We start from the raw sequence: 13,142 nt of genomic DNA, 5'->3' as shown, positions 1-13,142 counted from the left end.
GGTCAGTTCTCCTGTTTCGAGGTGTCGCCGAGCAGGCGGGTGCACAGGCGGTCGAACTCTTCGCCCCACCCCGCCTGATCGGTGCGTGCAAGTCCGCCGAGTTCTACTACAGTACGTCGTGAGTCGCCGTCGGCGGTGAGTCGGACCCAGATTCTGCGACGTTTGATCACCAGTGAGACGAGCAGTCCGCCCATCATTGTCAGCGCGAACACCAGGACCCAGGTCTGAGCCGGGTCGTGCGAGACCTGCAGGTTGACGAATTCCTTCGCCCCGTCGAATCTGACGACGGTGCCGTCGCTGAGTGTGGCCGACTCCCCGGGCATGAGGTTGACGCGGTCCTGCTTGACGAGCCTGCCCTGGGCGATCATTTCCTGATCGAGCGAGAAGATGGACTGCGGGAGTCCCGTGTCGAGTCCGGTGTCGCCTTTGTAGATGTCGATGGCGACGGCGGGGTCGTTCATCGCCGGGAAGCTCGACGACAGCAGACTGCCGTGGAACGACGCCGTCGGGGCGAACAGTCCTTCGATGGCGATCTGGTTCTTACGCCGGTCCAGCGCGTCGGGGTAGAGGCCACCGGGTGGGTCGACTCGCAGTACCCCGCTGGAGAGGAATGTGGTGGCGTCCGTCGGCTGCCATTGGATGGTGTCGGTGCGGGTCTCGCCGTTCGGGAACGTCACCGTGAACGTGGGCGCGTAGCCGTGGCCCTGCAGGTAGACGCGGTCGCCCGCGACCCGCAGCGGATGGTTGACCTGCAGTCGGTCGTCCTGCCAGTCGTTGTTCGCCAGATCTTCGCCGGCCTGGTACTGGATGTTCGAGGTGAACATTTCCGCCTGGCCGTTGTCGAGGTAGTCCGCCTGAAAATCCTTGACTCGCAAGCACAACGGCTCGAGGTCGGTGCCGTCGACGAGGTTGCCCGCCCGGAACGAGTCGTAGTTGGCAGGCGTGGAGGTACAGAATCCGGGGCCGTCGTCGGCGATGACGATGCGGTTTCCCTCGTAGCCGAGCAGCTTGCCCATGGCGATCGCGGCCAACAGTCCGACGAGCGAGAGGTGGAACACGAGGTTGCCGAGTTCGCGAACGTAGCCCTTCTCCGCCGAGAGCGTCACTGCCCCGCTGCCCTCGGACCGTTGCGCGACGCGCCACCCACGCAGCTGAGTACGGACCTGGGCTGCGATCTCCTCGGGTGCGCCGTCGACGTCGTACCGGGTGTGGTGCGGCAAGCGCGAGAGGTTCCGCGGCGCACGAACGGGCTTGGAACGCAACTGTTTTGCGTGCTCGATGCACCGCGGCAGGATGCAGCCGATCAGGGAGACGAACAGCAGTGCGTAGATCGCGGTGAACCAGAAGCTGCCGAACACGTCGAACAGTTCGAGCTTGTCCATGATGGGGCCGAGTGTCGGACGGTCGGCGATGTATTGGTCGACCTTGCCCGCGTTGAGGCTGCGTTGCGGTACCAGGGCTCCGGGCACGGCGGCGAAGGCCAGCAGGAACAGCAGCACCAGCGCGGTCCGCATACTGGTGAGCCCGCGCCAGGTGTTGCGCACCACGGCCACGGCCTTACCGAGTACGGATTGCTTGTGCGGCGGCGACGCTTCTGTCCGCTCCTCGGTCTCGGCGGTCATATCGGCAACACCACATCGGAGACGAAGGCGTCGCGCACCCAGCCGACGAATTGATCCCAGGCACCGGTGACCAGTGCAATTCCTACCGCTATCAACATGATTCCGCCGAACACCTGTATCTGTCGTGCGTGTGTACGTAGCCAGCCGACGCCTCGAAGTGCGCTGACCGATCCGAACGCGAGGATCACGAACGGCAATCCAAGACCGAGGCAGTACGCCACGATGAGGGTGACTCCGCGGGCAGCCGTGGCACCGTCGGTGCCTGCGGCGAGCGAGATGACGCCGGCGAGGGTGGGCCCGAGGCACGGGGTCCAGCCGAGTGCGAACACTCCCCCGAGCAAGGGCGCTCCGGCGAGGGAGCCGATCTGCTTCGGCTCGAACCGCACATCGCGCTGCAGCGCGGGAATCAGTCCGACGAACACCAGGCCCATGGCGATGGTGACGACGCCGCCGATTCGCATGAGCAGTTCGCGGTTGATCGCCAGCACCGAAATTGCGCCGAACACCGACGCGGTGGCGAGAACGAACACCACGGTGAATCCTAGGACGAACAGCCCCGCGGCTCCCGCGACGCGCAGCCGACCGCTGCGCACCTTCGTCTTGACGGCCGCTTCGTCGGCGCTGACCGCCGGTGCGTCGGCTCCGACGACCCCGGCGAGGTACGACAGATATCCCGGAACCAGCGGTACGACGCACGGTGATGCGAAGGAGACGAGCCCGGCCAGGACGCAGGCTCCGAGGGCCAGCAGCAGCGGCCCGGAGGCCGCAGCTTCCTGGAAACTCGCGCCGACGCCGGCTAGGTACATCTCGCTCACGGCTGCACAGGCTCCTCGGCTGCCACGCGCTCGACGACGGGCTGCAGGTCCTCGACGAGCAGTTCACGCAGGAACACGGCGGCCACGCGGTGCTGTCGATCGAGCACGATGGTCGTCGGAATGACAGAGGTCGGAACGCCACCGAGCGCGGTCAGGGTGCGCATCGGCGGGTCGTAGATCGAGGAGTACGTGACGTTGTTGCTGACGACGAAATCCTGTGCTGCGGTCTGTGATTCGTCGCGCACGTTGATGCCGAGGAATTCGACGCCGGAGGCCTTGGTGGCCTCGTAGACCTTCTCGAGGTCGTCCGCTTCTCCGCGGCACGGTCCGCACCACTGACCCCAGACGTTGAGGACGACGACGTCACCCTCGTAGTCCGACAGCGAGGTCGTCTTGCCCTCGGTCATCAGGTCGGGCCCGGAGAGTTCGCCGAGTGCGCCGCGGTCGGACGGCGGATCGTAGAAGATTTCGGTCTTTCCGCCGGGCGAGACGAACTGGAAGGTTCCGCCCTGAGCAACCGCGTCGGTGCCGGTCGAACAGCCGGCGACGAGGGCCACAGCGGAAACCGCGAGCAGTAACCTACGCACCGGTGATCCTCGGGTCGGATGCTCCTGCTGGCTCGGAGTAGACGAGATCGACGAGCTGATCGCCCTCGTAGACCAGTGACGTCAGCGACGCGAGTCCACACTGGCGATTGCGCGGGTCGTGCCAGAGCCGGTCGCCCTGGAGGAACCGGCGCAGCGTCCAGACCGGGAGTTGGTGGCTCACGCAGACGGCCTCGTGCCCGACGGCTGCGACTCTGGCCGCGTTGACGGCGGCGAGCATGCGGTGTGCGATCTGCAGGTACGGCTCGCCCCAGGACGGGGTGAACGGGTCGCGCAGCTTCCACCAGTGCCGAGGCCTACGCAAGGCGCCGTCGCCGACGGCAACGCGCAGCCCCTCGAACTCGTTGCCGGCCTCGATGAGGTTCTCGTCCTCGGACACCGTCAGGCCGTGGGCTGCCGCGATCGGGGCAGCAGTCTCCTGGGCGCGTTGCAACGGCGACGCGACGACGTGCGTGATGTCGTGACCGGCGAGCGCATCTGCGACGGCCTTGGCCTGGGACTGGCCGGTGACCGACAGCTTGAAGCCGGGCAGCCGCCCGTAGAGGATGCCCTTGGGGTTGTGCACCTCGCCGTGCCGGAGGACGTGCACGATGGTGCGCGTCGTCGAGTGCGGATGTGTTGCGGGGGCCTCGGTCACGTCGGGGTCCTGTTTCTCGCTAGTCGGGTGGTGATCACTTCTGAGTGGACGTCACAGTGGTGCTACAGCGGCTGCCGCAGCCTTCGCGGCAGCCGGGGCCGCGTCGGCGATGATCTCGAAAGCTCGATCGTCGAGAGCAGCCGAGACGAACCATGCCTCGAAAGCGCTCGGCGGCGGGTACACCCCGCGAGAGAGGAACGCGTGAAAGAACGCCGGGTAGCGCCACGTCTGGGCAGCCTTGGCCTGCGCGTAGTCGGTGACGGGTCCATCGGCGAAGAACACACTCACCATAGTGCCCGCGAACTGCACGTGGTGGTCGACGCCTTCGGCGGTGAGAGCATCGCCGAGCAGTGTTCCGAGTCGCTGCGAGTTGGTCTGCAGCTTCTCGTAGACGGCGGCGTCGGCCAGTTGCAGGCTCGTCAGGCCGGCAGCGACGGCGACGGGGTTACCGCTGAGGGTGCCCGCCTGGTACACCGGCCCGGCCGGTGCGAGGTAGGCCATGATGTCCGCGCGGCCACCGAATGCTGCGGCCGGCAGCCCGCCGGACATGACCTTGCCGAAGGTGTAGAGGTCGCCGGCGACACCGTCGATGCCGTACCAGCCCGCGGCGCTGACACGGAATCCGGTCATCACCTCGTCCATGATCAGCAATGCGCCGCGCTCGGTCGCAAGTCGGCGTAGTCCCTCGTTGAAGCCGGTGACCGGCGGGATCGCGCCCATGTTGCCCGCGGCCGCTTCGGTGATGATGCACGCGATCTCCCCGGGATTGGCGTCGAACGCGGCGGTGACGGCGTCGAGGTCGTTGTAGGGAACGACGATGGTGTCCGATGCCTGAGCGCCGGTCACTCCGGGTGACGTCGGCAGTCCGAAGGTGGCCAGTCCCGAGCCCGCGTCGGCCAGCAGGGCGTCGACGTGGCCGTGGTAGCAGCCGGAGAATTTGAGGATCTTGGTGCGGCCGGTGAAGCCGCGCGCCAGACGCACCGCGCTCATCGTGGCCTCTGTGCCCGAATTCACAAGGCGAACCTGGTCGACGGGGCCGACGCGGCGCACGATTTCCTCGGCGAGTTCGATTTCGCGCTCGGTGGGTGCGCCGAACGACAGTCCGGTTGCGGCCGCCTTCTGGACTGCCTCGACGATCGCCGGATGGGCGTGTCCGTGGATCATCGGACCCCAGGACGAGATGAGGTCGACGTAGGACTTCCCGTCCGCGTCGGTCATCGTGTATCCGCTGGCCTGCGTGATGAAGCGTGGAGTGCCGCCGACCGATGCGAACGCACGCACCGGAGAGTTGACGCCACCGGGAATCACTGTGCTCGCGCGGGCGAAGAGTTGGGCCGATACGGGGGCGTCGTTGCCGTCAGGAACAGTCACGACTTCCAGTGTCCCAGGTTCTGCGAAATCACCAACTACAGGGCGTAATAATCGCCGAAACAGGGAGTCGGCCTGGTTTCGGCGATTGAAGACCCCCGCCCCGGGTATTTACTTTCGATGACAAACACCGATGGCGTCACCAAGGTCGCCGAATTGATGTCCGAAGCCGGACTGTGCATGTTCACCACCGTGGGCCGGGACGGCCACCTCATCTCGCGTCCGATGGCACTGCAGGAAGCGGAGTTCGACGGGGACCTGTGGTTTTTCGCAGCGCAGGACTCCAGAAAGGTACGCGACATCGCCGCCGACCCGACGGTCAACGTCTCGTTCCAATCCGGTCAGGGCTGGGTGTCGCTGTCCGGTACTGCTGCGGTCGTCGAGAACAAGGCCAAGGCGGAGGAGCTGTGGAATTCTCGGGCGGCCGCGTGGTTCGAGAAGAACCCCGACTCGCGTGAGGTCGCTCTGATCCACGTGGCCGCCGAAGGTGCCGAGTACTGGTCCTCCCCGGGCTCGAAGGTGTCGACCCTGCTGGCCTACGCCAAGGCGAAGGTCACCCACGAGCGTCCGAACCTGGGCGAGCACGATGTGGTCGAACTCGAACTGCCCAATACCTCGACGAGTTAGTTCCGCTCGTGCCGGGCTGCCGTCGGGGGCAGGTCCGGATTACCGGTCACGTCATGCTGTCCTGCCTCGGACCGGTCGGCACTCGCGTTCCGATCGACAGTCGCATTCCGATCGGCACTCGCGTTCCGATCGACAGTCGCGTTGTGCTGCGCACCGAAGTCCCGATCCGCGCCCGCGTCGCGGCCGACGTTGTGGTCACCGGTCACCTTGCGGTCGCCCTTCACATCCGGATCGATGTGGTTCGCGCGCTCGAACTGTGAGTTCACTTCGTCGCGTGATGCCGCCGCGACTCCCTGGTGAGACTGGGCCTGCTGAGCAAGTTTCTCTGCCTCGGCAGCTTTGACGTCCGCCTCCGCCTGGGCGCGGCGTGCCTTGGCCTCGCTCTCGCGGGCCTGCAGTTCACGCTCCTCGACGACGGTCGCTTGATCGGCCGCCTTCTCGCGAAGGTGGTTCGCTTCCAGCCTCTTTCGCTCTTTGCCCTTGCGTGCCACAACCAGGGCGACGGCAACGACCAACACTACGACTACTACTGCAACGATGATCCACACTGCGGTGCTCATGATGGAACTCCCGATCTGTTCCGACTGCCGAAGTGGCAGACGTTCCGAGCCGGTTACCCGAGTAATGAGCCGGCAAACTCGCCGAACATCGTCCAGGCGAGCGCGCCGAAGTCCTGTGCGTCCAGCGCGGCGGCCCCGTTCGGCACACATGCCAGCAGCTCGACGCCCGTCACGAGCGGCAACTCCTCCACGTTGACCCGCGCCGCCAGATCGGGTTCGGCCGGCCACGATCCGATCACCAGGCCCGCACATGTCACACCCGCTGCGCGCACCGCGGCGACGGTCAGCGCGCTGTGGTTGAGCGTCCCCAGCTCTGCCCCTGCCACGATCAGGACCGATGCGCCGACGGCGCCGGCGACATCGAGTGCGGTGAACCCGCCGGCACCCAGGCGCACCGCTACCCCGCCCGCACCCTCGACCACGACGAGATCGTGGGCCTCGTCGAGCCCTCGCACCGCGTCGACGACGTAGTCGAGTTCGAGCATCGACCGACCCGAACGGCGTGCTGCGGCGTCGGGCGCGAGTGGCTCGGGGTACCGCGCCAGCTCGATTCCGCGGACTCCCGAAAGACGTTCCACCACATCCATATCCGACTCGTCCAGGCCGTCGTCACCGACTCCGGTCTGCGCCGGTTTGCACACCGCCACCGTCCGTCCATGTGCCCGGGTTGCGGCCGCGAGCGCCGCGGTCACCACGGTCTTGCCGACGCCGGTCGACGTTCCGGTGACGAGAAGAACCGTCATCCCGATACCGCCGCACGCAACACCGTCGAGAGAACGGACGTGGCACGGTCGATATCGGTGTCGCTGAGGTCGGCGCGCGCGGTCAAGCGCAGCCGAGATGCGTTCGCGGGAACCGACGGCGGCCGAAAGCACCCGACGCGCACGCCCAGGTCAAGACACTCCCCGGCCGCGCGGACGGCACGCACGGCGTCGCCGAGTACTACCGGAACCACCGCCGACGCCGTCGGCGAAACACCGGCGGCCACCGCCAATTGCCCTGCCCGCCGACCGATCGCGGCGACCCGATCGGGTTCGCTGCGCAGCACCGCCAGCGCTGCCGATGCCGCGCCGACCGCGGCCGGGGCGAGCGCGGTATCGAAGACGAAGCTGCGCGCACTGTGCAGTACCTGGTGCCGTACCGAAGCCGGCCCGAGCACCACCCCGCCCTGCGATCCGAGCGCCTTGGACAGCGTCGCGGTGATCACCAGGTCCGGCAGTCCCGCCACACCGGCGTCGTGGACGGCACCGCGCCCACCGTCACCTCGGACGCCCAGCCCGTGGGCTTCGTCGACGATCAGCACCGCGTTCCATCTCCGGCACGCCGCGTACAGCTCGTGCAGCGGCGCGAGATCGCCGTCGGCGCTGAAGATCGAGTCGGTCACCACGAGCGCGCGAGATTCCGTTCGTTCGCGGAGCAACTGCTCGACGTGCTCGACGTCGCGATGCCGCGCCACGGCCACCCGCGCCCGAGACAGACGGCAGGCATCGATCAACGACGCGTGCGACGCGGCGTCCGAGATCACGACGGAGTCGCGGTCGGCGAGCGCGGTGACGACTCCGAGATTGGCGGTGTAGCCGGACGAGAAGACCAGTCCGGTCTCGGCACCGACGAAGTCGGCAAGGTCCTGCTCGAGCTGTTCGTGGGCGGTGGTCGTGCCGGTGACCAATCGAGATCCGGTGGACCCGGTGCCCCACCGACGCGTGGCCGCGCAGGCCGCGTCGACGGCGTGCGGATGACGAGACAGGCCGAGGTAGTCATTCGACGCCAGGTCGAGTGTCGAATCCTCGGGACTGCGAGCGTGGACGACGCGCTCGAGCCCGGCCGCGCGACGGTCGTATGCGGCGGCGTCGAGCCAATCGAGTGCACTCATGTCCACGACCATACTTGAACAGTGTTCAAGTATGGGTGTTCAAGTATGGTCGCGCGCCACCGCCACCATGGCATCGGCGATGGCTGCCACATCGGCATCGGTACAGACATACGGCGGCATCGCATAGACCAACCTGCCGAACGGCCACAGCCAGACACCTGCGTCCACGGCGACGGCCGTCGCACGTGCCATGTCGACCGCGCCGGTCAGTTCGATCACCCCGATTCCGCCGAGCACGCGCACGTCGGCCACGCCCGGGAGCGACCGGGCCGGCTCGAGCCGTTCGGTCAGCACGTCTGCGACGGCGGCGACCTCGGCGCGCCAGTCGCGCGAGAGCAGCAGCTCCACCGACGCCACCGCGATCGCGCAGGCCAGTGGATTGCCCATGAACGTGGGCCCGTGCATCAGACCGCCCGCCTCACTGTTCGACACCGTCTCCGCCACCTCGGTGGTGCACAGCGTCGCCGCCAGCGTCATGTAGCCGCCGGTCAACGCTTTGCCGACACACATGATGTCGGGTGCGATGCCCGCGTGATCGGCGGCGAACAGCTCACCGGTGCGGCCGAACCCGGTGGCGATCTCGTCGAAGATCAACAGCACGCCGTACTCGTCCGCGAGTCGGCGCAGTTCGACCAGCAGACGTGCGTCGTGGAAGCGCATTCCGCCGGCACCCTGCACGATCGGCTCGACGATGATCGCGGCCACGTCGTTCGCATGCGCCGCGAGCACCTGCTCGAACTCGGCGACGTAGGCGGCAATACCCGCCGCATCGGACGCGGCGGGTGGCGCGGACGCGAACACCTGCTGCGCCAGCACACCGGTCCAGATCCTGTGCATCCCACCGTCCGGATCGCAGACACTCATCGGCGCGAACGTGTCCCCGTGATAGCCGCCCCGCCACGTCAGCAACTTCGTTCGCCCGCTCTCACCCCGCCCACGCCAGTACTGGACTGCCATCTTCACCGCGACTTCGACGGACACGGACCCGGAATCTGCGAGGAACACCTTGTCCAGCCCGGCCGGCGTGATCGAGACCAGCAGCTCCGCCAATCGCGCCGCCGGCGCATGAGTGAGGCCTCCGAACATCACGTGACTCATGCGGTCGAGCTGGTCTCGCGCTGCCGCGTCCAGCACCGGATGCCGGTAGCCGTGCACCGCCGCCCACCACGAACTCATGCCGTCGACGAGTTGGCGACCGTCGGCCAACGTCAGTCGAACCCCGGACGCGCTGTCGACGACCAACGGTGTCGTCGTCGACGGAAATCCGCTGTAGGGATGCCAGAGATGCTCGGAATCTATTCGACGGACGTCGTCTGAAGTCAGCACGCCAGAGCACACTGCCACAGCACCCGACCGTCCGTACCGAGACTGGGCGGGTGGCGAAATGTCCGAATCCTTTAGCATTGCGACATGACGACGCGCACCGTGACGAGACTGGCAGGGGTGGTCGTGGCCGTAACTCTGACGCTGTCCGCCTGCGGGGGACCGTCCGAAACGCCGACGCCCACGACCACCACGGCACCGGCGTTCGCGATCGACACCTCGACGCCGCTGGGCGCGGTCAACGACCGAATTCTGCAGTGGATCAACGCCGACGCCGCCCCGGATCCGGCGGCGGTGGACGCCGTGACCGGCGCGGAGCTGGCGGCAGCACTCGAGCCGATGGGCGGGCTCGTCACCCCTCTCGAGCAGTTGCGCGCCGGGGCGCCGAACGTGGCGACGGGTTTCGAGGCCGGCCCGGACAGCGCCGTTCTTCGCTTCACCACCGCCGGCATTCCGGCCACGATCACCACTTCCCTCGGTGCCGACGGCACGCTCGACGGCATTCTGGCCAGTCCGGAAACTCCGAAGATCTCGTCCTTCGACGAGCTCGATGCCGCCCTGTCGAAGGTGGCTCCGAATTACTCCTACAGCGCGTCTCGTCTGAACGGCGGTGAGTGCGAGTCGGTGTACTCGGTCAATGCCGACGCGATGCTCCCGCTGGGATCGGTGTTCAAGCTGTACGTTCTCGGGGCGCTGACCGACGAGATCGAGGCGGGCAGCGTGCGATGGGACGACCAGCTGACCATCCGCGACGAGAACAAGAGTGCGCCATCGGGTGAGCTGCAGAACCGCCGCGACGGCACGACGGTGTCGGTACGCGAGGCCGCGGAGAAGATGATCTCGCTGTCCGACAACACCGCCACGGACCTGCTGATGGAACGCCTCGGTCGGGGCCGCGTCGAGGCTCAGCTCGCCACGATGGGTCATCACGATCCCGCGGCGATGACGCCGATGATGGACACCCGACAGTTCTTCGTCATCGGGTTCGGGAATCCGAATCTTCGTTCCGAATGGGCGGACGCGGACGCCGACGCTCGCGAGCAGCTCCTGAAGCAAGCCGATTCCCGGCCGCTGGACATCCACTTCGAGAATTTTCTCGACAACCCGGCATCGGCCGACGGCGTGGAGTGGTTCGCGAACGCGCAGGACGTGTGTGCGGCCATAGGGTACCTGGCAACCGGCCCGTCGGCGGAGGAGAACCGTCGGATCCTGGCCATCACCCCGGGTGTGCAGCTCGATCCCGCTCGATGGCCGTACTCCGGCTTCAAAGGCGGAAACGCTCCCGGCGACCTCGCCGCGGTGTTTTTGACAACCGACGCCTCGGGCCAGGACTGGATCGTCACCGAGCAGTTCCGGGCGGACGGTGCCATCGACCTGATCCCGTCCAGCTACGCGTTCCTGGTTGCGCAGGAAGCTTTCGCTTTGTTGAAGTGAGTGGGATTTGTAACACCGGTGTTACCGCTGGATTACACTCGTGCCCGTGGAGGCACAACACGAACCGGCTCAGCAGGCGTGGCCGACGGGCTTCAAAGAGTTCCTGGTCTGCGAGTTCACCGACTTCAGTCCCCTGGTGACCAGGGCCATGGAGGACAACTGCGCGTCGCTGTTCCACGACGGTCCCTACGGCAGATCCGGCTTCTGGCGGACCTTCCGGGCCGTGTTCCGAGAATTCGTCTGGCCGGTCTGAAGTTCCGGGCCTCACGGGCCGCGGCAAAAGGTTACCGTCGAGTATGGCAACCACAACGGATCACCTTCGGAACACTCTGGACGGCCGCTGGCGTGATGTGAAGAACGAGGCGCGCAAGCAACTCGCGCGCGACGAGTTCCGCCCGCATTACACACCGAACACCGTCATCGCCCGCACCAAGGCGCTCGAGCAGCTCAAGCTTCTCGCCGCGGCCGGGGCTGCCGACAACGGATTCAAGAAGGAACACGGCGGTACCGGAGACGTCGGTGCCGCGGTGACGATGATCGAAATGCTCGCGATGAGCGACCTGTCGTTGATGGTCAAGGCCGGGGTCCAGTGGGGACTGTTCGGCGGTGCCATCGAGAACCTGGGTACCGAGCGTCACCACGAGGCGTACGTACCGAAGATCATCAACCTCGAGTTGCTGGGCTGCTTCGCCATGACGGAGACCGGACACGGCAGTGACGTGCAGTCTCTCGAGACGACGGCGACGTACGACCCGAAGACCGACGAGTTCGTGATCAACTCACCCACTCCGTCCTCCCGCAAGGACTACATCGGTGGTGCCGCCGAGACTGCGACCGTCGCTGCCGTCTTCGCGCAGCTGATCACCGCAGGGCCGGGCGAGGAGCCCGAGGGCCACGGCGTGCACTGCTTCTTCGTGCCGCTGCGGGACGAGAACGGCGACGACCTCCCCGGCGTGACGACCTCGGATTGTCAGTACAAGGGCGGACTCCCCGGCGTGGACAACGGCCGACTGATGTTCGACCATGTCCGCATTCCGCGGGACAACCTGCTCAACAAGTATGCCGACGTCTCTGCTGACGGCACGTACACCTCCCCCATCGAGAATCCGTCCAGGCGGTTCTTCACGATGCTCGGCACGTTGATCCGCGGGCGCGTCACAGTCGGTGGCAGCGCTGCGGCCGCAGCTCGTGTCGCCCTCGACATCGCGACGCGATATGCGTTGCAGCGCAGGCAGTTCGCTGCCCCCGGTTCCGATCAGGAAGTGCTGATCATGGACTACCTGGTGCATCAGCGTCGACTCTTCCCGCTCATCGCCAAGTCGTACGCACTGCAGTTCGCGCAGAACGAGCTGGTGTCGAAGATGCACGAGCTGCAGACTGCGGACAACCCGGATGCCGAGGAGCAGCGCGAGCTCGAGTCGCGTGCCGCCGGCCTCAAAGCCGCCAACACCTGGCACGCCACTGCCGCGATCCAGGAAGCACGCGAGGCATGTGGCGGCGCTGGCTACCTGGCCGAGAACCGGCTGATCTCACTCAAGGCCGACACCGATGTGTTCACCACCTTCGAGGGCGACAACCACGTGCTCACGCAGTTGGTGGCCAAGGAACTGCTCACCGCGTACGCCGACGACGTGAAGTCGATGAGCCCGGTCGAGTGGGTCAAGTTCGCAGCCGACATGGTCGGCGATCGCGTCGTCAAACGCACTGCGGCGCAGGCGATCATGCAGACCATTCTCGATCGGCGTCAGGACAACGAAGAGGAGGGGTCGCTGTTCAACCGCGGCACCCAGGTCAAGATGTTCGAGGATCGTGAGGAGTACCTGCTGTCCACGGTCGCGCGCCGTCTGCAGTCGAAGTCGAAGGAGAGCAGTTCGTTCGACGCGTTCAACGCGGTACAGGACCACGTTCTGCACGCTGCGAGCGCCCACATCGACCGCATCATCTTCGAGGCCTTCATCGCCGGTATCGAGTCGTGTGAGGACGAGACCACCAAGGACCTGCTCGAGGAGGTCTGCGATCTCTACGCCCTGTCGGTGATCGAGGACGACAAGGCCTGGTTCATCGAGCATCGCTACCTGTCCACCGAGCGCTCCAAGGCAGTGACTCGCGCGATCAACGAGCGGTGCCGCACCCTGCGTCCGCATGCGGAGTTGCTGGTCGACGGCTTCGGCGTGCCCGAGGCTCTCGTCGGTGCCGCGATGCTCGGCGAGCCCGGAGCGGGTACCGAGGAAGAACCGGCCGGAAACCCCAGCCACGCGCACTGACGCGTAGTCGGGGG

At 66.5% G+C, this 13,142-nt stretch carries 13 protein-coding genes; 4 read left to right on the top strand and 9 right to left on the bottom strand.

What is annotated here, in order from left to right; all coding sequences use genetic code 11:
• Positions 1 to 2: 2 nt before the first annotated feature.
• The 5 genes from JLZ96_RS20185 to hemL are packed head-to-tail and all read right to left on the bottom strand — an operon-like array spanning position 3 to position 5,050.
• Positions 3 to 1,622, bottom strand: coding sequence for a cytochrome c biogenesis protein ResB (locus JLZ96_RS20185; RefSeq protein ID WP_201011103.1), 1,620 nt, complete (start codon positions 1,620 to 1,622; stop codon positions 3 to 5).
• Complete coding sequence (locus JLZ96_RS20180; protein ID WP_032369910.1) at positions 1,619 to 2,428, bottom strand: cytochrome c biogenesis CcdA family protein; 810 nt, start codon at positions 2,426 to 2,428, stop codon at positions 1,619 to 1,621. Before JLZ96_RS20180 ends, JLZ96_RS20185 begins: the two co-directional genes overlap by 4 nt.
• Positions 2,429 to 2,433: 5 nt before the next feature.
• Positions 2,434 to 3,024: a TlpA disulfide reductase family protein gene (locus JLZ96_RS20175; RefSeq protein ID WP_045840652.1), complete on the bottom strand. Its 591-nt coding sequence runs from the start codon at positions 3,022 to 3,024 to the stop codon at positions 2,434 to 2,436.
• The gene (locus JLZ96_RS20170) at positions 3,017 to 3,679 is read right to left on the bottom strand and encodes a histidine phosphatase family protein (RefSeq protein ID WP_027498332.1); all 663 of its coding nucleotides are present in this window, start codon (positions 3,677 to 3,679) and stop codon (positions 3,017 to 3,019) included. Before JLZ96_RS20170 ends, JLZ96_RS20175 begins: the two co-directional genes overlap by 8 nt.
• A 51-nt stretch (positions 3,680 to 3,730) precedes the next feature.
• Positions 3,731 to 5,050, bottom strand: coding sequence for a glutamate-1-semialdehyde 2,1-aminomutase (gene hemL / locus JLZ96_RS20165; RefSeq protein WP_032369763.1), 1,320 nt, complete (start codon positions 5,048 to 5,050; stop codon positions 3,731 to 3,733).
• Positions 5,051 to 5,167: 117 nt separating this feature from the next.
• On the opposite strand from hemL, the gene JLZ96_RS20160 reads away from it, so the two are divergent.
• Positions 5,168 to 5,674: a pyridoxamine 5'-phosphate oxidase family protein gene (locus JLZ96_RS20160; protein ID WP_201011102.1), complete on the top strand. Its 507-nt coding sequence runs from the start codon at positions 5,168 to 5,170 to the stop codon at positions 5,672 to 5,674.
• Here the strand turns inward: JLZ96_RS20160 and JLZ96_RS20155 are convergent.
• Genes JLZ96_RS20155 through JLZ96_RS20140 form a run of 4 tightly spaced genes read right to left on the bottom strand, consistent with a single transcriptional unit; the run spans position 5,671 to position 9,433 of the window.
• Positions 5,671 to 6,234: a hypothetical protein gene (locus tag JLZ96_RS20155; protein ID WP_052073657.1), complete on the bottom strand. Its 564-nt coding sequence runs from the start codon at positions 6,232 to 6,234 to the stop codon at positions 5,671 to 5,673. The genes JLZ96_RS20160 and JLZ96_RS20155 overlap by 4 nt on opposite strands.
• A gap of 53 nt (positions 6,235 to 6,287) precedes the next feature.
• Positions 6,288 to 6,977, bottom strand: a complete 690-nt coding sequence (bioD, locus tag JLZ96_RS20150) for a dethiobiotin synthase (RefSeq protein ID WP_201011101.1) — start codon at positions 6,975 to 6,977, stop codon at positions 6,288 to 6,290.
• Complete coding sequence (locus tag JLZ96_RS20145; protein WP_236254179.1) at positions 6,974 to 8,107, bottom strand: 8-amino-7-oxononanoate synthase; 1,134 nt, start codon at positions 8,105 to 8,107, stop codon at positions 6,974 to 6,976. Before JLZ96_RS20145 ends, bioD begins: the two co-directional genes overlap by 4 nt.
• Positions 8,108 to 8,146: 39 nt before the next feature.
• Positions 8,147 to 9,433 carry an adenosylmethionine--8-amino-7-oxononanoate transaminase gene (locus JLZ96_RS20140; protein WP_374758057.1) on the bottom strand — a complete coding sequence of 429 codons (1,287 nt, stop codon included), beginning with the start codon at positions 9,431 to 9,433 and terminating at the stop codon, positions 8,147 to 8,149.
• Between the two features lie 84 nt (positions 9,434 to 9,517).
• On the opposite strand from JLZ96_RS20140, the gene JLZ96_RS20135 reads away from it, so the two are divergent.
• The 3 genes from JLZ96_RS20135 to JLZ96_RS20125 are packed head-to-tail and all read left to right on the top strand — an operon-like array spanning position 9,518 to position 13,128.
• The gene (locus tag JLZ96_RS20135) at positions 9,518 to 10,864 is read left to right on the top strand and encodes a serine hydrolase (protein WP_201011099.1); all 1,347 of its coding nucleotides are present in this window, start codon (positions 9,518 to 9,520) and stop codon (positions 10,862 to 10,864) included.
• A gap of 46 nt (positions 10,865 to 10,910) precedes the next feature.
• A complete protein-coding gene (locus tag JLZ96_RS20130) occupies positions 10,911 to 11,117 on the top strand; it encodes a hypothetical protein (RefSeq protein WP_027498338.1) in 207 nt (68 codons plus the stop codon).
• 43 nt (positions 11,118 to 11,160) lie between these two features.
• Positions 11,161 to 13,128, top strand: coding sequence for an acyl-CoA dehydrogenase (locus JLZ96_RS20125; protein ID WP_032365221.1), 1,968 nt, complete (start codon positions 11,161 to 11,163; stop codon positions 13,126 to 13,128).
• The last annotated feature ends 14 nt before the right edge of the window (positions 13,129 to 13,142 follow it).

Source organism: Rhodococcus sp. NKCM2511 (genome assembly GCF_014905595.1).
In the GTDB taxonomy this organism is placed as follows: Bacteria; Actinomycetota; Actinomycetes; order Mycobacteriales; family Mycobacteriaceae; genus Rhodococcoides; species Rhodococcoides fascians.
Note: the sequence above shows the minus strand (reverse complement) of the source record. Positions and strands in the feature narration are given on the sequence as shown.